We start from the raw sequence: 21,882 nt of genomic DNA, 5'->3' as shown, positions 1-21,882 counted from the left end.
CAGCGCCGATTTACGGTTTGAACCTAGCGAAAGCTGTCGATTGTCACGGGAACCTGACGAAATGGGTCTGAGCTTTCTTCACGGTAGAACATCATGTAAGGCATAACGGCTTTGGGGTTATGCGGAATTCTAAATGAGGAAAATATGCTAATTGAAAAACTGAAGGCCAAAATTCATCGAGCAACTGTAACCGATGCCAATCTAAATTATGTTGGCAGCATTACTATAGACAGCGATTTATTGACAGCAAGCGGCATTCAAGAGTACGAAAAGGTTCAAGTCGTCAACATTACCAATGGACAACGATTTGAGACTTACGTCATCACTGGCGAAAGTGGCGCTGGTGGAATATGCCTGAACGGCGCCTGTGCAAGACTGGCGGAGGTAGATGACAAGGTTATTATCATGGCATATTGTCAACTTGATGCTGAAGAAAACGCTACATTCACACCTACTCTGGTTTTTGTGAACGACAACAATGAAGCAGTTGATGAAGCTACCCTTGTGTAATTTGGCGAACGTATTAGCCAGTTTTTCTCGGCTAATACCGCCAAGCTAGCTTACATTCGACCCCATAATCGACGCTATTAAAGCTCGCTGACCTACTCAAATCGGTACAGTGACAGCCAGATACACTCAAAACGGGTTCCTGCTGCCGGTTGAGCCGCCAATCTGAAGCGCGTATGGTAGTGGATGAAGCCGAATTTGGTAGACTGGCAGAAGAGGCAGGTGCGGAACCCGTGTATGCTAAGTATTGGTTTACCAAAAGCCACCTCAGAGGATCATGCAGTATTAAGCTCTGGTGTGTTTGTCACGTCACTACGACGTTAACTTTTTAGGAATTACCTTTTTATGCAGGACAAAATTACTATTATCCGAGACTACCTGAACAAGGTTAAGACTCGCTGTACGTATAATGCAGCCGCTAAAGCTCTGGGTATTAAAGCGCCCGAACTAAAGAAGCTGCTGGGTGATCGTACACCGGAGAATTCGTGGTTTGTAAACACTGGTGCCGGAGAACCCGTAGGATACGATGACAGCGAAAAGCATCCTGAGCTTTATCGGACCAATCGAATTATAGAATCTGCTGAGGTTCTTACTAGAAATTTGGGTATTTGAAGGGAGCCGATAAACCCATGCAGCGCGGCGTCTTTGCCGCCGGCTGTAAGAATCTGTTCAGGTGGTTTTTGATAGTGCCGTGTTAGGGGATCAGGGTTTTGGTTAAGTGAACGTATTCCATGAAGCCCAGGACCAGCCGCCTCGATCGATTTATTAGCCAGAACAGCGATTTCTCGCTGTCAGACACCCGGTTTTTAATTGCGCAGAAACGAATCCTTTTAGACGGACATCTAGCTCACTCAATTCAACAAAAAGTGGCGCAATTCACTCATGTAGAGCTGGATGGCATCTCCTTGCAACATGAGCAGCCGGTCTACATGATGCTGAATAAGCCGCGTGGAGTTGTTAGCGCGACTAAAGATCTCAAGCATCCCACTGTGCTTGACCTGATTCAGCACCCTCAAAAAGATCAATTGCACATTGTTGGACGCCTCGATTTCAATACTACAGGGCTGGTGCTATTGACCAACGATGGAGCTTGGTCGCGCAAGATAAGCCTGCCTGAAACCAAGCTCTCCAAAACATATGAGGTTACTTTGGCGCAGCCAATAACTGACGAATATGTTGCAGCGTTTAAACAGGGCATCTACTTTGCTTATGAAAACATGACTACTCTGCCGGCAAGTTTAGAAATCATATCCAAGTTCTCTGCCCGGCTCTCACTTGTTGAAGGTAAGTATCACCAGGTTAAGCGCATGTTTGGTTTTTTCCAAAACGAAGTGTTAGCGCTGCATCGGGTTTCTGTGGGGCCATTCTCGCTGGATGGACTTGAGATGAGTAACAGTAGGCAACTTACAATAGAGGAGTCTCAATCGTTGATGACTCAGTGTACAGTGCAAGGACATCAGAGCTGACCGGTTCTACTTCTAGCACCTTAGTGTGCAGTGTGAAGGCCCGCTCTTTTGGAGTGGGCTTTTTTTTGGCTTGGAAGATCTTGAAATTATGAGGCGTCGTCGTATTTGGTCGCCAGACCGAATTCAACTCTGTAGCTTATATTAGGTTAGTTAGCTCTATCAGAGGTTGTTATAGAGTCGTTGGAAATCTTCGTTATCGGGAAACAGTTCAAGAAGTTTACCGGCGTAGCGGCGCCCCTCATCGTTGCGACCTACTTCCTGCAGATAGTTGACCAGTGCGAGCAACACATCGGCGTTCTCAGGTGCATTACGTTGCAGTGCCTGTAACTCCTTGATAGCTAGCGTCGGCTGGCCGTAGTCATGTAGGGCAATGGCATAAACATAGCGATGGCGGACGCCGTTCTTTTCAAGTTCCGCGGCTTTGCGTAAATGCGACAAGGCCGCATCGCGATTACCGGCTCGACTCTCTAATAAGCCCATGGCCTGATGTACGTGGGGTTGATCCTGAGCGATGCCCAGCGCTCTTTGCAACGTTACGCGAGCTTCTGCCTCGCGGCCAAAGGCTCGGTGCAGGTCCGCCAGGTTGAGCAGAGCAGGCAGTAATTGCGGGTTCAGTTGCAGTGCAAGTTCGTAGGCGGCCTGAGCCTGCTTCCAGCGTTGCTGGGCTGTGAAGAACGTAGCCTTGTTGAGGACAGCGCCTGGCATGTCTGAGTTTTCATCCAGACTGGCTAGATACTCCTTGTACAAAGCCTGCAATGCAGCTGCTTCACTGGGCTCCAGTAACTCCACCCGCATGGGGGAAACTACACGTGCAACCTCCAGTCGCACCGCTTTGATGGGGTCTGCCACTAGCGGACTAAGAAGCTGCCAGCGTTGCTGGCTGGGCAAAAATTCCAAAGTTCTCACCGCGCTGACGCGCAATAGAGGGTCTGGCGACTGCAGCAGGCGTATCGCTTCGTCGTAGGCCTCGCGTCCGGCAAAGCTACCCAGTTCTACCATGGCGGTAGCGCGAAGAATTGTGGGTAAACTGCTGTCTGCAACCAGCTGTTGCAGTTGCGGTACGGCGCGGGCATCGCTGCGCCGTGCCTGATGCATGGCCCGTGCCGGGTGCTCGGTGGTATCGCTAAAAGTGACACCCCAGTCGCGCAGGCTGTTCAATGCCCAGTCTGCACTCTGGTCCTGATGGCACATGTTGCAGGCATTGGGTGTTTGAATAACGACGCTCAGGTCAGGTCGGGGAATACGCATGCTGTGATCACGACGCGGGTCAACGCCCATATACGTTGTCTCTGGCATGTGACAGTTGGCGCACTGCGCGCCGCTCGATTCGGGCGCATGATGGTGATGTTGCTCGCTATCGTAAACCGTAGGCACATGACATTGAGCGCAGACATCATTGCCGTCTGCGCGCAGCTCATTGCTATGCGGCTCATGGCAATTGCTGCAGACGACGCCCTGTTGGTGCATCTTGCTCTGCACGAAGGAGCCATAGACGTAGACCTCGTCAAGAATCTGGCCGTCTGCATGGTAGAGCGGATCTTCTAGCAGCGACAGACGGTGATTATCCAGCAGGCGCTTACCGTAGTTGTAGTGCCCAAAACTGCCGCGCCGTGAGTGGCAGCGTCCGCAGCTCTCCACCTGCCTGGAATAGTCCATTGGCTGCCGGCGCTTGGCAATACTCTCGTTCTCTGCGAACGCCCATTCACCGCGCTCAGCCAAAAACACACCAAAGCCGCCATTGCTAGCTGCACCCAATTTGCCTGTGCGTGCGAGATCTACGTGTTTGGCGCCGGGACCGTGGCAGGCTTCGCAGCCAACATTAATTTCTACCCAGGTGGTTTGGTAGCTCTGATCTGCGGGATTATAGTTTTTCTGCAGGTCAGTACTGTGGCATTCGGCGCAGCGGGCGTTCCAGTTATAGTAGGGGCCGGTCCAGTGCAGCGGGTCACTGGCATCAATCGCTTCATCGGCGTGCAGGTGATACCAGCGCTGTCCGCCGCCTTCCGCGCTGCGGCTGTCCCAGGCGATACTGAGCGCCTGCAGACGACCGCCGGGCAATTCCAGCAGTATTTGTTGCAGCGGGTAGACACCAAACACATAATCCACTTTAAAATCTTGCAGCTTGCCGTCCGCCCCGTCGGTGGTCACCCAGAAGCTATCATCGCGACGGCTGAACCGAGTTGTGATGCCGTTATACAAAAAGCTGGCATTGTCAAAATCCCCGAGTACGGTAGCCTCGTTGGCCACCTGCATGGCCAGGTCATGGTGAGAGCCGGTCCAGGCGCTGTGTTCTTCAGCGTGGCAACCGGCGCAAGCCGGTGTACCGGCAAACTCCGGGTTGTCGACTTGCTGTACGGTAGAGGCGAGAGCCGGTATTGCACAGAGCGCCAGTGCCGCGGCCAGGGCGAGGCAGAAATCAGAGAAACGTGCAGACAAAATCAGATCCAGATGAGTCGGGTCGGGCTACCTTAACGTATCTGCGAGGCATGTCCAAGATAAGGCATAGGGCGTTGGCCCAGTCGCGGTTCGACGCCGCCCACAGCGTAAATCGTGCCTGTGGCGATCAGGGGCGGCAACGGTGGTGGCTCAGCGCGGGCGCGCAGCGGGAAAACGTTCGAAATAGAAGTCGAAGCGCTCGCGCAGCTGCTCTGGTTTGACCCCAAAATCACCCTCCAGGTCGTAAACGATGCGGCCTTCTTTGCCGCGCGGATGAGCGGCCATAAAGGCCTCCAGCTCGGCCCGAGCCTGAGCCGTGAAAGGGATACCAGCGCAAGCGTAGATGTTGCCAACCATGCCAATATCATCGGCCATAAACTTGTCAAAGGGCACATCGACAGTGCGCGCACTATCCAGGCTGTCACGGTCGCGAACGCAGGCGCGCAGAAGGGTTTCAATCCTGTCGCTCCAATATTCCAGCAGGGCAGGCAGGTCTACATTTTTGCGGTTCAGACGCTGGCCATAGCCCAGCATGGTAATGGCAGATTGAATCACGGCTACCGGATCGCGGTGGGTGATAGCGATGGTGGCGTCGGGGAAGACTTTTTGCAGCACCGGCAGCTGCTCCATGTGTTGCGGGCACTTCAGCACCCAGCGATTCGGGCCACATTGCCATTGCAGGAGCTTAAGAACGGTTTTCATATATTCGTAGTGTGGGGTTTGGTCATGGCTGAGATAATGGTCACGCCAGCGCGGTGAAGGGGCCAGCCACTCGTAGTTGTAGGAGGCGAAATCCGGTCCCATTAGCTCCAGCTCCTCGTGAATATGATCGGGCTCCATAGGGTGCATGGCGGCCAGATAAGGGGTACTCATCTGCATGCCCTGCCAGGCTTCTTCGCAGCGCTGCCAGCGTGGGTCCGCGGGGCCGCGCGGATGACCGGCTTCGCCCGGGCGCGGCACCGGCTCGTAGGACTCCCATAATGGCAGTGATCGAAAGCGGGTGTCGGCAGCCATTAGGTTCAGCAGATGGGTGGTGCCCGAGCGCGGCAGGCCGGCGACAATCACTGGCTCACGTATTTCTACCTCGTGAATCTCCGGATGCTTGTGCAGCATGTCTTGTATCAGCAATCGCGAGGTGGCGTGTTGCACCAGCTTGTTGTGCAGCGTGAGTCTACCAATACCGGTAAGTTGGGCATCGCTATCCCATTCATTCAGCAGTAGTCCTAACCGCTCGCGAAAACCATCATCACCAAAATCATCGACCCCGGCTGTGGCTATAGCCTGCCCCAGCACCGCAGATTCAGTGAACTCAAGCTGTAGGCTGTCACCGTAGTCCAGCGCCATGCGTTGGGTGTCGGATAGAACCGGGTTGGCGAGGTCGGCGATTCGAATCGTTGCGCTCATGGGCTTAATATTTCCCGTGGTTAATACATCAGCTGCGCTCGGCCGCAGCTTGTGTTTTCAGGTGTTGTTGATAGGACTTGAGTTCGCGCTTGATGGTGGGCGCCAGCAGGTAGAGACCAATGAGGTTCGGCACTGCAATGACAAATACCATGGCGTCTGAAAACTCCAACACGGCGCCCAACTGGACGGTACAGCCAAGCGCGACAAAGACACAGAACATAGCCTTGAACACCAACTCTTTGATCCGGCCTTCGCCGAGCAGATAGGTCCAGCCTTTGAGCCCATAGTAAGACCACGAGATCATGGTACTGAAGGCAAATAACATGGCGATGACTGACAGTGGCAAGGTTGACCAGGACAGCGTGCTGGCAAACGCGCGTGAGGTCATCTCAATGCCCTGAATGCCGGACCCGGCCAGGCTTGGCTCGTAAATGGTGGTGAGTATGACCAGAGCCGTCAGAGTGCAGATAATCACTGTGTCGATGAACGGCTCCATGAGTGCGACATAGCCCTCCGTCGCCGGTTGGTCGGTGCGCACCGCTGAGTGTGCTATAGCAGCACTGCCGATACCTGCTTCATTGGAAAATACTGCGCGCTGAAAGCCCAAAATCATGACGCCAACGGCACCCCCGGACATAGCCTGCGGATTGAAGGCTTCGCTGAAGATGGCTCCAATTGCCCAGGGTAGGCGCTCCGCGTTGAGAAAAATAATGGTGATGGCGCCAATGACGTAGGCGAGTGCCATAAACGGCACCATGCGACTGGTCACCGCAGCGATCGAGCGCAGTCCGCCAATAATGACCACGCCCACCACGGCCGCCATTGCCAGACCAAAGGCCCAGCCTTTGTCAGTGAAAGGACTTCCCTCGCCACCGGTAGCCACCAGAAACTGGCTAAATGCCTGATTGGACTGGAACATATTGCCGATACCCAGGCAGCCTATGACAATCGCCAGCGCGTAAAAGCCGCCCATTGCCTTGGCGATTGGAGCCATGCCGCGCTCACGCAGTATCGCTTCAAGATAGTACATGGGGCCGCCAGAGATAGTGCCATCGGGGTTCACCCGTCGATACTTTACGCCGGCAATACATTCTGCGAGCTTGGTGGACATGCCCAGAAAGCCCGCCAACATCAGCCAGAAAGTCGCACCCGGGCCACCAATGCTGATGACGATCGCGACCCCGCCAATGTTGCCGATACCGACGGTACCCGATACAGCCGTTGCCAGGGCCTGAAAATGGCTAACCTCGCCGTCATGCTGCTCGCTTTTTTTGCTGCCGCGCAGCAGACTGATGCCGTGGCCCAGCCCGCGCACATTGAGAAAGCCCAAATAAACCGTGAAGAACAGGGCGCCGCCAATCAGCCAGACGACGATCAGCGGTACCTCAGTGCCGCCGATGCTTACGCTATAGAAGATGAAGCTGGACATGGCCTCGGCAATAGGTGCGAAGGCGTCGTTGATTGCCGCGTCGATACCGGCGTCGTTTTTTATTAACATGTCTCATTCTACAAGCACGGAGCCCTGCATGAAAATCGGTATTCTCAAAACAGACTCAGTAAGAGCCGAATTAGTGGATGAATTTGGCGAATATCCGGGTATGTTTCAGCAACTATTGCGCGCAGTCGACCCGGAGCTGGAGTTCATTGTTTTCGATGTGGAGGCTGGTGAGTTTCCGCAGCAACTGGATGTAGCCGATGGCTGGCTGATTACCGGCAGCAAATCCAGCGTGTATGAAGATAAGCCGTGGATACACCAGCTGCAGCAGCTGGTGCAGCGGCTGCATCAGGAGCGAAGAAAGTTGGTTGGCATCTGTTTTGGTCATCAGTTGGTTGCTCAGGCGCTGGGCGGCGCAACGGAAAAATCCAGTAAGGGCTGGGGGGTGGGCGTGCACGCGGCGACCTTCAGCGCGCGACCGAACTGGTCTGATGATGATGCTATGGAATTTCGTTTGTTAGTGAGCCATCAAGATCAGGTAACCCAGTTACCGCCGGAGGCCAAAATATTGGCAGGCAGTGAATTCTGTGAAAATGCGGTGTGTCAGATAGGTGATCACATACTGACGTTTCAGGGGCACCCTGAATTTGTGCCGGCCTACTCGGAAAATTTACTGAATATTCGTCGTGACATTATCGGCGAAGACAATTACCGCGGTGGCATGGCGTCCCTGTCACTGCCATTGGATCGGGGTCGGGTAGCGCGCTGGATACTTAACTTTCTGCGCGCTTGAGCTATTCGTCGCGCACTTGGTCCTGCATGGCGGTTAGATATTCATCCATTTCGCTGTCGTCCGCAAACACCGCAATGTCGGGCAGCGCTTTGAGAATCTCAAAAACCTTGTCGATATGGGGCTTGCGGTTAGCCGCTGCCAATTTACGCTCGGCGCCTTTGATTTGTTTGGCGGCTTTGAAAATGACGCGCAGGCCAGCAGAGCTGATGTAGTCCAGTTCCGCCATATCCAGTACGGTAAGATCCATTTCTGCAGCTATTGCCTCGTCCAGTCGCAGGGCGAAGCCCGGGGCAGTGTCGGTGTTGAGGCTGCCGATAAGCGCAACCCGCGCCAGCGACTTGTCTGCGTCAAGATCAATGTGAGTGGTCAATTCCATGTTTTTCTTCCGCTGAGGGCAATGTTTTTGTCAGGCGCAGTATATTGCGGTCGGCCTGACGTTGATAGCTTTGGTGGTCGGTTAGGGTTTTCAGTAAGTGTACACCAAGCCCCCCAATCGGGGCAGCCGCTGTCTCCAGCCCCAATTCGGCACCCTTTGCTTCTTCCAGTGGGTTGAAAGCAATACCCGGGTCGCTGATCTGTATGAGCAGGTAGTCGGGAAACACAACCAGAGAGATCGCAATAGCGCTGTCGTCAGCCAAGCGCCCGTATCTAATCGCGTTGGTTACGGCTTCCTCAGTAACCAGCATTAACTCGCCCTGGGCGGCGTCGGACAAAGGTCCTGCAGTCTGTGCTTGCAGCCAGTCCAGCAGTGGGCCTATGGTACCGTCCGCAACAGGGGTGACCTCAGTGGAGGTTTTTGCAGCTGCCGGCGCGGGTATTTGATAGCACGCATCTTTCGTCTTGGCGGGCATTAAGTCGAGTAGCAGCAAAGTGATGTCATCAGACTGGGCTTCACCGTCGGCATGCCGTTCTACCGCCATTAAAGCCTCAGCGCCAGCTTGCTCGATTACCTGCGCGTAGCCGTCGCCCAGCAGCTGATTGAAGCGATCCAGGCCCAGCTGCTCTTTGGCCGGGTTGAAAGCTTCATCAATGCCATCCGTAAATACCACCAGCCGGTCGGTGGCCTTTAGTTGCACCTCATTGATTGGAAAATCCTGTTCGTCTTGTAGCCCCAGCGCTGGGCCGGTGTCTTGATCAAGGCTAATGCTCTGCCCTTCGCGCACCAAACTCGCGGGGGTATGCCCGCCACTGGCAAAGCGCAATACCAGCGAATCCAGATCGATGATGCCGCAAAACAGGGTCACGAACATACAATTGTCGTTGCCCTCGCAGAGCTCATCATTGAGGGCTGCCATTAGCAGACTCGGGTCGCTGGCAGTTGCTGCGTGTTGCTGTAACAGTGTTATGGCACGGGACATGAAAAGGGCTGCGGGAACCCCCTTATCAGAAACATCGCCCACCACAATCAGCAGCTGCTGACCGGCCAAGCGGTACCAGTAAAAATCTCCACCAACGGAGCGGGCAGGCCGTAGCTCTGCCCATAGCGACACACGCTCCCGATAGACGCGAGTGCTGCCTGCGTCCGGAATCATGGCGTACTGGATGTCGCGGGCTGCGTCTAACTCGCCCTCCAAACGATTGCGGCTGGCGGTTTCGCGCTGCAATTTGGCTATATGTTCGCGCAGATTTCTCTGCATAGCAGCAAAGCTGCGTACCAGCCGGCCTACTTCGTCGTCACGCGGAGTTCGTGGCAGAGGTGCGTCGAGGTAGCCTCTGGCAATATTGTCGGTAACTGATACCAGTGCAGCCAATGGACGTGTCAATTGCCGGCTTAAAAAGTGAACCAACACCAGTACCAGCATCAAAGAGGCAAGCTCAGACAATGCCATCCGTAGCAATAGACTGCGTAGCGGCGCCAGCATTTCGGTTTCAGAATAGTACACACCCAATGGCCACCCGGTGGTGGCGAGTGGCGTCATATGGACCAGACAGTCGCCATCCTGGCGGATGCAGGGCACCGGGCTACTGTTGGGCATAGCGTTTGCAGCAGAATCCAGCAGGGTCTGCCAGACCTGCGGGTCTTGTCCTGCAGGCAACATATTGAGCAGTGGTTGCATCAGCAGGGCGTTGGCGGGGCCGGCAATGATCATGCCGCGGCGGCTGAGTAGCAGCGCAAACCCGGCTTCACCCAACTGCAGCCCTTCTAGTTGGCTGCTAAGACTGGTCAAGGCGAGATCTGTGGTGACTACTCCGATAAGTGAGCGCCCGTTGGTGTCCGCTCTATACAGTGGTACCGAATAGGTCGCCATTAGAGTTTCGCCGCCACCGGCGTCGTAGTAAGGCTCGCTCCAATGTGGTCTACCCGTATTCGCCGTATCCTTGAACCATGGCTGGTCGCTGTAATTGGACATGCTCTCAGCAAGGTTCAGATAAGTCAGAGGACCGGATGGCGGGCGATAGTAATAGGGTGCAAACCCGGCGTAGTCGGCGGTATAGGCCGGTGCCACTGCCACCGCACCACCAAAGATATCGGTGCGACTCTCCACCATAATGCGCAGCTGCTGTTTGATTTCGTCGGGCGCGTATTGTTGTCGGGCGAGTAGTTGGGCGAATAGCCGGGTAGCTTGCTCAACACCGCGCAGTTGGGCGTCAAGATCATAGCGGGTATCGTTGATGATACGGCTGGTGTCGGCGGCCACCTGTTCCAGAATAACTCGCCGCGACAGCTGATAGTCGACGAGAGTGGTTAACAGCGCCATGCCCGCTATGCAGGCCGCTAGCAGGTAGCTGAGGCGGGTAGCGAGGCTGTGGCCTGACATCAGATCTGGCCGCCGTTAGTAGGGCATGTCACCATCAATAGTCACTCGCTCCATGAGGCGGTGCGCCGGGAAATAATCGTTTATAGGTTTGTGTTGGGTACTGCGATTGTCCCAGAATGCCACCGCGTTTTCGCTCCACTGGAAGCGGCAGCAGAACTCCGGTGATCGAATGTGCTCAAACAGTAGAGCCAGTATGTGATCGCTTTCCGCGAGCGCTAGTTCTCGGATATGTGTAGTGAACAATTCATTAACGAAAATCAGTCGCTTGCCGCTCTCTGGATGCTTGCGAATAACCGGATGTATCACCGGTGGATTTTCGGTGATCGCCTGCGCCAAGCGCACCTCACCCCCCGGCTCAGCCAGGCTTTCGCGGAATCCATGCCGGAAATCGTGTGCCGCGGTCAGGGGCTGGAGAAACTTCTGCAGCGCTGGTGACAGCGCGTCGTAGGCGGCACTCATGCTGGCCCATAAAGTGTCGCCGCCTTGCTCGGGGACTACCCGCGAGCGCAGTATGGTACCCATGGGCGGATGCGCCCGGAATGTCATATCCGTATGCCATTGCTCTATTTTACTGGGAGTCTGGGCGGTACTTTCCAGAATAGTCACTTCTGGCAGACCGGGCACCGTGCCGTAAGCGGGGTGCGTTTGCAGCGGGCCAAACAGCTGCGCCAGCGCCCTTTGATGTTTCGGTTCGATATTCTGATCGCGAAAAAACAACACCTGATGTTCTACCAACGCTTTACGTAAGGCTTGGTAAAGCTCGGTTGAAATGTTTTGTGTCAAATCGATACCGGTGACTTCTGCCCCCAAGGCGGCCGTCAATGGCGTAGCTATCAAATTTTCGCTGCTCATATCGGTTTCTCACCATTCTCCGGTATTGGCCATAGATGCCCAGGGCTCAGTGGCGGCTAGTGCGGGGCCAGCCTGCAGCAGCTCTATGGAAATACCATCGGGGGAGCGTACAAAAGCCATGTGTCCATCGCGAGGCGGCCGGTTAATAGTGACCCCAGCATCCTGCAAGCGCTGGCAGGTGTCATAGATATTGTCGACACTAAAGGCCAGGTGTCCGAAGTTACGTCCGCCGTCGTACTCTTCAGGATCCCAGTTGTGGGTGATTTCGATACAGGGGCGGTTATGCTCGGTTGCCGTATCGAGGTCAGCGGGTGCCGCCAGAAAAACCAATGTAAAGCGTCCCGCCTCACTGTCGTAGCGGTTGACCTCCGCTAGTCCCAGTTGCTCGCAGTAAAAGCTCAGAGTGGCATCAAGGTCGCTGGCGCGAATCATGGTGTGTAGATATTGCATGGAGAATTTCCTGTTCTGTACGGGTGCCCTGGCCTGTCAGGATAACGGGCTATAGCAATCCAGCACATCTTAGAAGCTGCGCTGCGCTGGGGCAACCACGCCGATGCAGCGATGTCTGGTAATAGCCCGAGGCTAAGGTACAATCGCCGACCCTTACGCACAACCTGACTGTGAAAATACTATGTGGTTCAAGAACGTTCGCGCCTACCGCCTCACAAGCCCCTTTACCCTGACTGCGGAGCAATTGCATGAATTGCTGCAGTCACATACCTACACGCCCTGCGGTAAAACCCAACCGCTGGCTATAGGCTGGGTGTCGCCTTTGGGCAGCTCCAGTGAAAGTCTGGTGTTGGCAGGGGGTGGTCGTTTGCTGTTGTGCGCCCGGCGTGAAGAGAAGCTGTTGCCGTCCACCGTGGTGCGCGAGCAATTGGCGGAGAAAGTTGAGGAAATAGAGCAGGCAGAGGGCCGCAAGGTCTACCGCAAAGAGCGCTTAGGAATGAAGGACGAGATCATTCAGGACTGTTTGCCGCGGGCGTTTTCGCGTTCGGTCATGATCTACGCGTATATTGATACCCGCGCCAACTGGCTTTTTGTCGATAGCTCCAGCGCCGCGCGTGCTGAAGAATTGATCAACCTGCTACGCGAATCGGTTGGCACCTTGCCGCTGTTACTACCGCAGGTCAATCACGCCCCGGCCGCGGTGATGACCGGCTGGTTGCAGCATCGGTCTATTCCTGAAGATTTTGCCCTTGCGCGTGAAGTTGAAATGCGCGAGCCCAGCGAAGAGGGTGGCGTGGTGCGCTGCAAGGGCGTTGAACTGGACGGCGACGAAGTCGATGTGCATCTGGATGCCGGTAAGCAGGTGGTGAAGCTGGCTCTGCAGTGGGATGAAAAACTGCAGTTGGTACTGTCCGAGGACATGTGTTTACGCCGACTGCGCTTCGCCGATGAGTTGGTGGCGGAGAACGAAGACTTGCAGGACGCTGATCCGGCGGCTCGGATTGATGCTGATTTTGCCCTGATGTCAGACGTGATCACCGAACTGCAGGATCGGGTTATCGACCTGTTTGGTGGCGAGGCTGCCGAATAGCCGGTGCTGGCTCAGCGTCTGACTATAAGGCCATGACTTGTCATGCTCGCTCCGCTGCTCTTAAATGGTAGGCCTTCAATAACGGAGACGACGCGATGCAGTCCCATGCAGCAACGACTTGTGACGAAAGTGCGAGCGGCCGCTATGATTTATAACCTCAATGGTTGTTAAACCCTGTGGCTGAGAGAGACGATACCGATGATTATCGGGCGCTGCTATTGGCGGGCACTCCCCTGCTGGATACCCGGGCCCCCGTAGAGTTTGCTCGAGGCGCGTTTCCAGGTGCGGTTAATCTGCCGCTAATGGATGACAACGAGCGCCATCTGGTTGGCATCAGGTACAAACAGGCCGGCCAGCAGGCGGCGATAGCCCTGGGTGAAGAGCTGGTTGCCGATGAACTCAAGGCGCAGCGCCTAGCCGCCTGGCAGGCCTTTGCCACCGCTCATCCTGAGGGTTATTTATATTGTTTTCGTGGGGGTTTACGCTCCCAAACTGTGCAGCGCTGGTTGCATGAAGCGGGGCTGGAATATCCGCTGGTGCTGGGTGGTTATAAGGCGGTACGTCGCTATCTGGTCGATGAATTGCCGCACTCATTGGCGGCGATGCGTACAGTTCTGGTTGCGGGCAGAACCGGCAGCGGCAAGACCCGAGTTATAGAAGCGCTGCCAGACGCCGTTGATTTGGAGGGGCTTGCGCATCACCGCGGCTCTACCTTTGGGCAGTTGCCGGAACCACAACCCAGCCAAATCGACTTTGAGAATGCGGTGGGTATTGCGCTTATGCGCGCCCAGGAACGTGGCGAGCATACTTTGGTGTTGGAAGATGAGGGTCATCTGATTGGTCGCTGCGCGCTGCCGGAGGCTTTACGTGAGGTAATGACACAGGCGCCACTGCTAGTGGTAGAAGAGTCTGTTGAATCACGTATTGCCGTGGTAGAAGAAGATTACGTGATTGATCTTGGCCGCCGCTACCGAGAGCGCTGGGGCGCAGAGGGCACTCAGCTGCACCAACAGTATTTGCTGGAGGGGCTAGACCGTATTCGCAAAAGGCTGGGGGGCGCGGCGCACGTAGAGCTAAGAGCAGAGATGGAGGCAGCGTTTACTGCCCAGGACCGCGATAACGCGACCTCGCACCACCAAGGCTGGATTCGACATTTGTTGGTCAAATACTATGACCCGATGTATGACTATCAGCTGGAACGGCGTGACGGGCAGATAATGGCCCGTGGGTCGCGTCAGGAAATTACCGAGCAGGCGCGTACGATGCTGGTCGCGCAGTGAACCAGGCGTTGCGGGAACAGGATTTGGTATTACTGGGCGGTGGCCATAGCCACGCTCTCGCGCTATTGATGCTGGCTATGAAAGCGCCGGCAGAAACCCGCCTGACCCTGGTCAGCCCAGAGAGTTTTACCCCATACTCCGGGATGCTGCCGGGCCTGATCAGCGGCCACTATAGCTTTGCCGACACCCATATAGATTTAGGCCAGTTATGTGACCGTTTGGGTGTGCGCTTTGTGCGTGCGGCGGCAACAGGTATTGATTACCAGGCGCGCACAGTATTGTTTGAACAACGTCCGCCACTGTCGTTTGATGTGCTTTCCGTCGACATTGGCGCGCAGCCGGGTTGGTCTGATGTCAGCGGGGCGCGTGAGCATGCGACTGCGGTTAAACCGGTGGCCGGGTTTTATCAGCGTTGGCTGCAGGTGCGTGACCGCATTGCAGCCCTTCCGCAAGGTCAGCGGTTTCAGGTTGTGGTGGTAGGCGGCGGCGCCGGCAGCGTCGAGATCGCTTTAGCCATGCGGCATTGCATTGATAACCGCGATGTTGAAATTCGACTGCTGGCGTCCGGGTCTTTATTGCGGGAATACAATAGCCGCGCCCGCGCCGCTGTCTATCAGGCATGTCAGCGCAGCGGCATTGCAGTGACGGAGCAGGAGCGGGTTACCCAGGTTGATGCTGCCATGCTGCATACCAGCGCTGGCGCCAGCTATGGCTTTGATGCTTTGTTCTGGTGTACTGGTGCCGTGGCGGCTCCCTGGTTAACGCAAAGCGGTCTGCCCTGCACATCTGATGGCTTTTTGCGGGTGTTGAATTCGTTGCAGGTGGAAGACCACCCGCAGCTGTTTGCCGCCGGAGATGTGGCCACGCAGACTGACCATCCGCGTCCCAAGGCAGGTGTTTTCGCGGTAAGGCAGGCGCCGGTATTAGCGCATAACTTGCTGGCTAGCCTGCAAGAAAAACCGCTGCGCAATTACCGGCCGCAGCAACGTTTTCTATCCCTGTTGGCGCTTGGTGAGCGCAGCGCGGTAGCTGACCGCAGCTGGCTGAGTGTCAGCGGCAGCTGGGTGTGGCGCTGGAAAGATCATATCGATCGCAGCTTTATGCAGCGCTTCAGCGCAGCCAAGCCAATAATGCCAAAGCCATCAGCCGCGGCTGACGCCCCGATGCATTGCGGTGGCTGTGGCGCCAAATTGCCGGCAGCATTATTACGCGGTGCTCTGGGGGAACTGGCAGCGCGCTACCCACAGGCAGTTGCCGTTGAGCAGCTGCGCGAAGATGCCGCATTGCTGGAAGTGCCAACCGGTGCCAGGATCTTTCAGAGCGTGGATATCCTGCGCGAATTGGTTGCCGACCCCTGGTTGATGGGTCGGATTGCTGCGCTACATGCGCTGAGTGACTTGTATGCCATGGCAGCGCAGCCACATTCAGCACTATGCAGTCTGACATTGCCCTACGCCGGTCCCGCCATTCAGCAAAGAGATTTATCGCAATTGTTGTCGGGCGTGCTGTTTGAACTTGAGGCCGCCGACTGTCGTTTGCTGGGCGGCCATACGCTGGAGGGCCCAGAGTTGAATCTGGGCCTGACCGTGAATGGTCTGGATACCGGCCAGCTGTTGCCCAAGCAGGGTCTGGCCCCGGGTGATCAGCTGGTGCTGTGCAAGGCGCTGGGTACGGGCGCGCTTTTTGCTGCGCAGCAGCAGGGTGTGGCCGATGGGCGTTGGATTGAGCAGGCGCTGGACAGTATGTTACTCAGCAATCGTGGCGCGGCGTTGATCGCGAGTGAACACGCGGTCACGGCGGCTACCGACATTACCGGCTTTGGTCTGGCGGGCCATTTGCTGGAGATGTTACCGGAGTCGGGATCACCGGCCTTGCAGATGCGCCTCGATATTGCCAGTTTACCGCTACTGGAGGGGCTCAAGCAGGTATTCAATGCTGGTATTACCAGTACGCTGCAGCCCGGTAATCTGGCCGGCTGCGCCGCCTCAATAGCGCCTGAATTGCTGGTTGATACCCGGCCAGAGGCACTGGCGCTGTTCGACCCCCAGACCAGTGGCGGTCTGTTGCTGGCGGTCAAATCCGAGGCTGTTGAGCAGCTGTTGGTAGCTTTACGCGGCGCTGGCTATACCGCTGTCTGCCGCATTGGTGAAATTGCAGAAGCGGGGCCAGCCGGCCCGTTTTTAGTCGCAGAGTAACAGGAGTGCGCAGTTATGGAGCTTAAGCCGGGCCGTTATCGGCATTATAAAGGGCCTTATTATCAGGTGATTGATGTGGCCAGGCACAGTGAAACTGAAGAAGAGCTGGTGGTTTACCGACCTTTATACGGTGAAGGAAAATTGTGGGTGCGTCCGCTTGCGATGTTTGTGGAGCAGGTACAGCACGATGGCAGCTTGCAGCCGCGGTTTGCGTGGGTGGACAATGGCACAGAACAAATAGAAGGGAGCGAATAGCGTATGAGTCTGAAAGTGATCGTTTGGGGTACAGGCAACGTGGGCAGGCCAGCGTTGCGTGCCGTGCAATCGCACAGTGAGTTGGAGCTGGTGGCAGTGATCGTCAGCAACCCCGCCAAGGTAGGGAAAGATGCAGGTACGCTGGCCGGCTTGCCAGAGACTGGTGTACTGGCTACCGATGATTATAAGGCGGCGATTGCTGTTGGTGCCGATGCCGTTATTTACACGGCGACCGCGGATATACGTCCAGAGGAGGCTATGGCAGACCTCAATGCCTGTCTGGCGGCTGGCATCAACGTGGTTTCGACATCGTTTTATTCTTTCCTTCATCCGGGCTCGGTAGCGGCAGAAGTTACCGCTCCAGTGGAGTCTGCCTGCGCGGCCAGTGGCGCCTCGCTGTTGGTGTCGGGAATAGATCCTGGTTGGGCGATGGATGCGCTGCCGATTATGCTCAGTGGTGCAGTGGCCGATATTAGTGAAATTCGCTGTCGGGAAATTTTCAATTACGCCTTGTACGACCAGCCCCAGGTGGTGCGTGATGTCATTGGCTTTGGTGGTTCCTTAGAAGACCTCCCGCTGATGCTGCATGACTTTGCTATAGAGATGGTGTGGGCACCTATGTTGCGCGTGGTGGGCGATGAACTCGGCCAGTCAGTGACGCAGGTAGAGGTCAAAGTAGAACGCAGGCCGTTACTGCGCACTATTGAGGTCGATGGTATGGGTACCTTTGAAGAGGGCACCCAGGGAGCGTTCCGATTTGAGATTATTGGCCATACCGCAACTGAGGTGCGCTATGTGATAGAGCACGTCACACGTATCGATGACGAATGTGCGCCGGACTGGCCTTATCCTGCCGAGGGGCGTGGTTGTCATCAGGTGGTGATTAGCGGCAACCCGGATCTACATGTCAGCGTGCACGCTGAGGATCATTTTGAGCCTGGCGCTGCTGGTGGCGGTAATGCCACGGCGGCCAACTGGATCGTCAATGCTATTCCGGCTGTCTGCAGTGCGCGGCCGGGTATTGTTACGTTGTCAGATTTACCCCCGATACGCGGCGCACGGCAACTGCGTTAGACGTTGGCGGCGGTCTTGGTGCGTTTGCGAGTTGCACCCGCGGCCAGTAAGCCCAAGGCGGACGCCAGCAGTGGCAGACTGGCTGGCAATGGCACTTCACCGACCCTGATCGAGTCTTCGGTGTCTTCCCAGGCACCATCCAGGTAGCGGATGGTGTTGTCGGAATCGGTGCCCAAATCAACCTTGAACCAGCCGACATTATTGTCGCGGGTCAGAAAGCCCCAGTACCGAATTCCCTCGCGACGGCCCCTGGAAATAGCAAAGGAGTCGTTGACACTGACAGTGCCGCCGACAGAAACTGTCCTGAAGCCGGCTATGTCATACACGTAGTTGCTGCCAGATATGCTGAAACTACCGGCAGTGAAAGCATTGAAGTTGATGGGGTCTCCATCACCTGCTATCAGTCCATTGTATTGGAACAGGTCCGCATTACCGCCGGGTATGCCCAATTCTACCAGCGTACCGGCCGAGCTAGTGGAGCCTTGTGTAATCGAGGCGGGATTGGGTGTGAGGTCTATCACAGCGGCTTCCGCCGATGGCGTCATGTATAGACTTGCGGTGGCAACGCCAAACGTTGCAATAGCGGTACCGACCTTATAATCGCTCATGGTTAAAACTCCTCACTCTCTCGCTTACGGTCATTGCAGTGTAATTCACCACATCGTAAGTCACTGCAGCGTAAGCTACTACGTCATGCAAGTCTCGCGCCAGCGAAAAATTTATCGTTTAAATACAACCGTATAGGTGGAGGCCTCTCGGCTGCCAGCGCCCCATTGTAAAAATTTCTGACACTCCGTCGGCGCGGTTGACGGTGGTTGCTGACACAGCCTTTGCTGTATTGGCCGTTCATAGTTTGAACCGGTTCACTAACCACGCACGTCAGCTGGGGTAGACTGCTGAGGTGCGTGTATTATGCGGTGCTGGACCAGCGACGAGACAAGGTGAGTAATGCGTAGAAAGCTATTATTGGTGGGCTGGGATGCCGCCGACTGGAAGCTGATTGGCCCGCTTATGGATGCCGGCCTGATGCCGAACTTGCAGCGGTTGGTGGAAGGTGGTGTCAGCGGTGACCTGATGACCTTGTCACCTATTTTGTCACCGATGCTGTGGACTTCTATTGCGACCGGCAAGCGTCCGTTCAACCATGGCGTGCTCGGCTTTACCGAGCCTTTACCCGATGACAAGGGGGTGCAGCCGGTAACCAGTCTTGCACGCACCACCAAGGCAATCTGGAATATTCTCAGTCAGAATGAGTTGCGCAGTAATGTTGTTGGTTGGTGGCCCAGCAGCCCGGTGGAGCCGATCAACGGTGTGATGGTCAGTAACCACTATGCCGACACGGGATCGGCAAATCCCCAGGATCGCGAGTGGCCGCTGGCCGCGCGACATGTGCATCCGCCGCAAATGCTGGATACCGTCGCCGGGCTGAGAGTGCATCCGGCTGATATTAGCGCCGAACAGGTGCGCGCCTTTGTGCCGCTGGGAGAGCGCATCGATCAGCAAAACGATAGTCGTTTGCAAAGCATTATCAAGAATATTTCGGAATGTGCGTCGCTGCAGAACTGCGTGACTCACTTGATGCAGGCGGAGCCCTGGGATTTTACCGCGGTTTACCTCGACGCCATTGACCATATGGGCCATGGGTTTATGCGTTATCACCCGCCCAAGCTGGACTGGGTTACGCAGGAAGATTTCGACATCTACCAGAGTGTGGTGACCACCACCTATATTTTTCACGACATGATGCTGGGCACGTTGTGTGAGCAGGCGGGCCCGGATTGCACGGTGATGCTGGTGTCTGATCATGGGTTTCATCCGGATCACCTGCGGCGGCGAGTGCTGCCCAATGAGCCTGCGGGCCCAGCGGTAGAGCACCGTGAACATGGCGTATTTTTGGTGCATGGTCCTGGCATCCGCAAGGATGTGTTGATTCATGGAGCCAATTTGCTGGATGTGACGCCTACCATATTGAGCCTTTTTGATCTGCCGGTGGGAGAGGATATGGACGGCAGGCCGCTACTGGATATCTATCAGCAATCGGTCAGCGCAACGACCGTGCCCAGCTGGGATGATGTGCCCGGTGCGTCCGGTGAGCATCCGCCTGGTACAGGCTTGGCAGTTGAGGAGGCAAGTGAAGCGCTCGAGCAACTGGTGGCTTTGGGGTATATCGATCGCCCCGGAGATGACGCTGCGCAAGCGGCCGCCGCGGCCCGCACTGAAAATAACTACAATTTGGCGCGCTCTTTCATGAATGCGCAGCGCTTTGGTGACGCCATACCTCTGCTGGTTACCCTTTACGAGGCCCAGCCACTGGAGTTTCGGTTTGGCATTCAGTTGGCCATGTGTCTGCAGGCCTTGGGTCATGTCGAGGAATTGGCTGACACAGTGGCTGATATTCGGCAGCGCTGGTTGCAGGCGGCAACTGTTTGCCGCGAGCGGTTGACGGACATTGCGGCTGATGCCAGGGAGCGGCGCGAGCAGCACCGGGCGCTGATGGATGATTTGGCCAAAGCCAGGGAGCCAACTGGTGCGGTTGCTGAGCACGATAAGCAGAGCCCGGCAGAGAAGTTGTTCACCTTAGAAGAACAGCGCGTGATCAAGAAGCTGCGCTCCATTGCCCGCGGCAATGTGAGTGCCTTGGACTATATGGATGGCTGGGTCGCGGTTGCCCGTGGCGATGATAAAGCAGCACTGGCGTTACTTAAGCTGGCCGGGGAACGCCAGTCTGGGGCTGCTGGTTATCACTATCAGTTGGGCGAATGTTATCGGCGGCTACGCCGTTATCGAAAAGCGCTAGCGGCGTACGAGGCAGTGCTGGCACTTGATCCGCATGACTCCGGCGCAGTGCTGGGTCTGGCCCAGACTTATCTCGGCCTGGAACAGTATGAGCGTGCGCGGGAGGAGGCAGGCAAAGCGTTGGCTCTCAAGTATCATCTGGCGCCCGCCCATTATGTGTTGGGTGTCTGTGAGGCACGCGCCGGCGCCTGGGATTTGGCACGCGAGGCCTATGCAAGGGCGCTGGAGCTGAACCCCAATTATGCACAGGCTCACCGCCGACTGGCTGGCCTTTACAGTGAGGCACTGGCAGACAGTGGGTTGGCGGCTGACCACTTACAGCATGCGCGAGATTTAGAACAACTGCAGCGGCAGCGGCGCGAGGAGCGCGTGGCACCGCAGCTGCCGGACTATTCTGCCATTGACTACGCTACTGCACTGCCGGAAATGCCAGTGTCTGAGTTGGAGCCAAGATTGGGTGATCTCGACAATGGCGTGGTGCGCCCTGCGAGTGACGGTGATCAAACTATCTACGTGGTTTCAGGGCTGCCTCGCTCTGGTACTTCGCTGATGATGCAGATGTTGCAGGCGGCGGGCCTACCGGCGCTGACAGATGCCGCCAGGGCAGCGGATGAAAATAACCCCAGAGGTTATCTCGAGCTGGAACGGGTCAAGGGGCTGGCCAAGTCTAACAACTGGCTACAGGATGCCTGTGGTAAGTCGCTGAAAGTGGTCTCGCCGTTGTTACCGCACTTACCGCAGGGCTGGCAGTACAAGGTGATCTTTATGCAGCGTGAGCTGGATGAATTGATCGCTTCGCAAACAACAATGTTGACCCGACTGGGCCAGTCTGCCGATGCCCAGTCTGAGGATAAGCTGCGTGAGCAGTTTGAGCGCCACAACGGTTTTGCTCTCGAATGCTTGCTGCGCCAATCGGTGCCGACCCTGCAGATATCTCACGCGGGTTTAATGCATGCCCCGGAGGTAATAGTGGCAGAGCTCGTTGAATTTCTTGGCCTGGAGGTATCTGCTCAGCCGCAGATGTTAGCCAAAATAGATCCATCGCTCTATCGAGCGCGCGGGGCCTCGACGGGATAATCTAGTGCTGCTG

The 21,882-nt window shown here is 56.0% G+C and carries 18 protein-coding genes; 10 read left to right on the top strand and 8 right to left on the bottom strand.

All coding sequences use genetic code 11. The features are described from left to right. The first annotated feature begins 144 nt into the window (after window positions 1-144). The 3 genes from panD to EYC98_RS03245 all read left to right on the top strand — a co-directional run bounded on the left by panD (window position 145) and on the right by EYC98_RS03245 (window position 1,973). Window positions 145-510 carry an aspartate 1-decarboxylase gene (gene panD / locus EYC98_RS03255; RefSeq protein ID WP_279243868.1) on the top strand — a complete coding sequence of 122 codons (366 nt, stop codon included), beginning with the start codon at window positions 145-147 and terminating at the stop codon, window positions 508-510. 342 nt (window positions 511-852) lie between these two features. Then, the gene (locus EYC98_RS03250) at window positions 853-1,119 is read left to right on the top strand and encodes a hypothetical protein (protein WP_279243867.1); all 267 of its coding nucleotides are present in this window, start codon (window positions 853-855) and stop codon (window positions 1,117-1,119) included. A gap of 119 nt (window positions 1,120-1,238) precedes the next feature. Then, complete coding sequence (locus EYC98_RS03245) at window positions 1,239-1,973, top strand: pseudouridine synthase (protein ID WP_279243866.1); 735 nt, start codon at window positions 1,239-1,241, stop codon at window positions 1,971-1,973. Window positions 1,974-2,132: 159 nt separating this feature from the next. Here EYC98_RS03245 and EYC98_RS03240 read toward each other — a convergent pair whose 3' ends face one another. The 3 genes from EYC98_RS03240 to EYC98_RS03230 form a co-directional block, all read right to left on the bottom strand. Beyond that, window positions 2,133-4,409: a tetratricopeptide repeat protein gene (locus EYC98_RS03240; protein WP_279243865.1), complete on the bottom strand. Its 2,277-nt coding sequence runs from the start codon at window positions 4,407-4,409 to the stop codon at window positions 2,133-2,135. Between the two features lie 150 nt (window positions 4,410-4,559). Continuing rightward, complete coding sequence (locus EYC98_RS03235) at window positions 4,560-5,813, bottom strand: sulfotransferase family protein (RefSeq protein WP_279243864.1); 1,254 nt, start codon at window positions 5,811-5,813, stop codon at window positions 4,560-4,562. Between the two features lie 28 nt (window positions 5,814-5,841). Then, window positions 5,842-7,311, bottom strand: a complete 1,470-nt coding sequence (locus EYC98_RS03230) for an alanine/glycine:cation symporter family protein (RefSeq protein ID WP_279243863.1) — start codon at window positions 7,309-7,311, stop codon at window positions 5,842-5,844. 28 nt (window positions 7,312-7,339) lie between these two features. Between EYC98_RS03230 and EYC98_RS03225 the strand changes: the two genes are divergently transcribed. Beyond that, complete coding sequence (locus EYC98_RS03225; protein WP_279243862.1) at window positions 7,340-8,041, top strand: glutamine amidotransferase-related protein; 702 nt, start codon at window positions 7,340-7,342, stop codon at window positions 8,039-8,041. A gap of 1 nt (window position 8,042) precedes the next feature. Here the strand turns inward: EYC98_RS03225 and EYC98_RS03220 are convergent, their stop codons facing one another. From EYC98_RS03220 to EYC98_RS03205, 4 genes are read right to left on the bottom strand one after another with little or no spacing between them, the layout of a single operon-like run. Beyond that, window positions 8,043-8,417 (bottom strand): STAS domain-containing protein, encoded by a 375-nt coding sequence (locus EYC98_RS03220; protein WP_279243861.1) that lies wholly within the window; start codon window positions 8,415-8,417, stop codon window positions 8,043-8,045. After that, a complete protein-coding gene (locus EYC98_RS03215) occupies window positions 8,395-10,800 on the bottom strand; it encodes a SpoIIE family protein phosphatase (RefSeq protein ID WP_279243860.1) in 2,406 nt (801 codons plus the stop codon). Before EYC98_RS03215 ends, EYC98_RS03220 begins: the two co-directional genes overlap by 23 nt. A gap of 15 nt (window positions 10,801-10,815) precedes the next feature. After that, on the bottom strand, window positions 10,816-11,652 hold the full coding sequence (gene tauD, locus EYC98_RS03210; protein WP_279243859.1) for a taurine dioxygenase: 837 nt from the start codon (window positions 11,650-11,652) through the stop codon (window positions 10,816-10,818). A 9-nt stretch (window positions 11,653-11,661) separates the two neighbouring features. Continuing rightward, window positions 11,662-12,102 (bottom strand): VOC family protein, encoded by a 441-nt coding sequence (locus EYC98_RS03205; RefSeq protein WP_279243858.1) that lies wholly within the window; start codon window positions 12,100-12,102, stop codon window positions 11,662-11,664. 181 nt (window positions 12,103-12,283) lie between these two features. Here EYC98_RS03205 and rdgC point away from each other — a divergent pair, with 181 nt between their 5' ends. From rdgC to EYC98_RS03180, 5 genes are all read left to right on the top strand, one after another. Continuing rightward, a complete protein-coding gene (rdgC, locus tag EYC98_RS03200) occupies window positions 12,284-13,192 on the top strand; it encodes a recombination-associated protein RdgC (RefSeq protein WP_279243857.1) in 909 nt (302 codons plus the stop codon). A 176-nt stretch (window positions 13,193-13,368) separates the two neighbouring features. Next, window positions 13,369-14,472: a tRNA 2-selenouridine(34) synthase MnmH gene (mnmH, locus tag EYC98_RS03195; RefSeq protein WP_279243856.1), complete on the top strand. Its 1,104-nt coding sequence runs from the start codon at window positions 13,369-13,371 to the stop codon at window positions 14,470-14,472. Beyond that, window positions 14,469-16,667 (top strand): selenide, water dikinase SelD, encoded by a 2,199-nt coding sequence (gene selD / locus EYC98_RS03190; protein ID WP_279243855.1) that lies wholly within the window; start codon window positions 14,469-14,471, stop codon window positions 16,665-16,667. The genes mnmH and selD overlap by 4 nt, the downstream gene beginning before the upstream one ends. A gap of 15 nt (window positions 16,668-16,682) precedes the next feature. Continuing rightward, window positions 16,683-16,922: a DUF1653 domain-containing protein gene (locus EYC98_RS03185; RefSeq protein WP_279243854.1), complete on the top strand. Its 240-nt coding sequence runs from the start codon at window positions 16,683-16,685 to the stop codon at window positions 16,920-16,922. Between the two features lie 3 nt (window positions 16,923-16,925). Beyond that, a complete protein-coding gene (locus EYC98_RS03180; protein WP_279243853.1) occupies window positions 16,926-17,996 on the top strand; it encodes an NAD(P)H-dependent amine dehydrogenase family protein in 1,071 nt (356 codons plus the stop codon). On the opposite strand, the gene EYC98_RS03175 is transcribed toward EYC98_RS03180, so the two are convergent. Continuing rightward, window positions 17,993-18,604: a hypothetical protein gene (locus tag EYC98_RS03175; RefSeq protein WP_279243852.1), complete on the bottom strand. Its 612-nt coding sequence runs from the start codon at window positions 18,602-18,604 to the stop codon at window positions 17,993-17,995. The genes EYC98_RS03180 and EYC98_RS03175 overlap by 4 nt on opposite strands. Before the next feature lie 340 nt (window positions 18,605-18,944). On the opposite strand from EYC98_RS03175, the gene EYC98_RS03170 reads away from it, so the two are divergent. Beyond that, a complete protein-coding gene (locus EYC98_RS03170; protein ID WP_279243851.1) occupies window positions 18,945-21,869 on the top strand; it encodes an alkaline phosphatase family protein in 2,925 nt (974 codons plus the stop codon). Window positions 21,870-21,882: the final 13 nt, after the last annotated feature.

The organism is Candidatus Litorirhabdus singularis (assembly GCF_026262625.1).
In the GTDB taxonomy this organism is placed as follows: Bacteria; Pseudomonadota; Gammaproteobacteria; order Pseudomonadales; family Halieaceae; genus Litorirhabdus; species Litorirhabdus singularis.
The sequence above is the reverse complement of the archived record's forward strand: the minus strand, read 5'-3'. Positions and strand labels throughout refer to the sequence as shown.

What these genes read in the sequence shown, in the direction of transcription:
- panD (WP_279243868.1), top strand. Translation starts at nt 145, where the DNA reads ATGCTAATTGAAAAACTGAAGGCCAAAATTCATCGAGCAACTGTAACC.
- EYC98_RS03250 (WP_279243867.1), top strand. Translation starts at nt 853, where the DNA reads ATGCAGGACAAAATTACTATTATCCGAGACTACCTGAACAAGGTTAAG.
- EYC98_RS03245 (WP_279243866.1), top strand. Translation starts at nt 1,239, where the DNA reads ATGAAGCCCAGGACCAGCCGCCTCGATCGATTTATTAGCCAGAACAGC.
- EYC98_RS03235 (WP_279243864.1), bottom strand. Translation starts at nt 5,813, where the DNA reads ATGAGCGCAACGATTCGAATCGCCGACCTCGCCAACCCGGTTCTATCC.
- EYC98_RS03230 (WP_279243863.1), bottom strand. Translation starts at nt 7,311, where the DNA reads ATGTTAATAAAAAACGACGCCGGTATCGACGCGGCAATCAACGACGCC.
- EYC98_RS03225 (WP_279243862.1), top strand. Translation starts at nt 7,340, where the DNA reads ATGAAAATCGGTATTCTCAAAACAGACTCAGTAAGAGCCGAATTAGTG.
- EYC98_RS03220 (WP_279243861.1), bottom strand. Translation starts at nt 8,417, where the DNA reads ATGGAATTGACCACTCACATTGATCTTGACGCAGACAAGTCGCTGGCG.
- EYC98_RS03215 (WP_279243860.1), bottom strand. Translation starts at nt 10,800, where the DNA reads ATGTCAGGCCACAGCCTCGCTACCCGCCTCAGCTACCTGCTAGCGGCC.
- tauD (WP_279243859.1), bottom strand. Translation starts at nt 11,652, where the DNA reads ATGAGCAGCGAAAATTTGATAGCTACGCCATTGACGGCCGCCTTGGGG.
- EYC98_RS03205 (WP_279243858.1), bottom strand. Translation starts at nt 12,102, where the DNA reads ATGCAATATCTACACACCATGATTCGCGCCAGCGACCTTGATGCCACT.
- rdgC (WP_279243857.1), top strand. Translation starts at nt 12,284, where the DNA reads ATGTGGTTCAAGAACGTTCGCGCCTACCGCCTCACAAGCCCCTTTACC.
- EYC98_RS03185 (WP_279243854.1), top strand. Translation starts at nt 16,683, where the DNA reads ATGGAGCTTAAGCCGGGCCGTTATCGGCATTATAAAGGGCCTTATTAT.
- EYC98_RS03180 (WP_279243853.1), top strand. Translation starts at nt 16,926, where the DNA reads ATGAGTCTGAAAGTGATCGTTTGGGGTACAGGCAACGTGGGCAGGCCA.
- EYC98_RS03175 (WP_279243852.1), bottom strand. Translation starts at nt 18,604, where the DNA reads ATGAGCGATTATAAGGTCGGTACCGCTATTGCAACGTTTGGCGTTGCC.
- EYC98_RS03170 (WP_279243851.1), top strand. Translation starts at nt 18,945, where the DNA reads ATGCGTAGAAAGCTATTATTGGTGGGCTGGGATGCCGCCGACTGGAAG.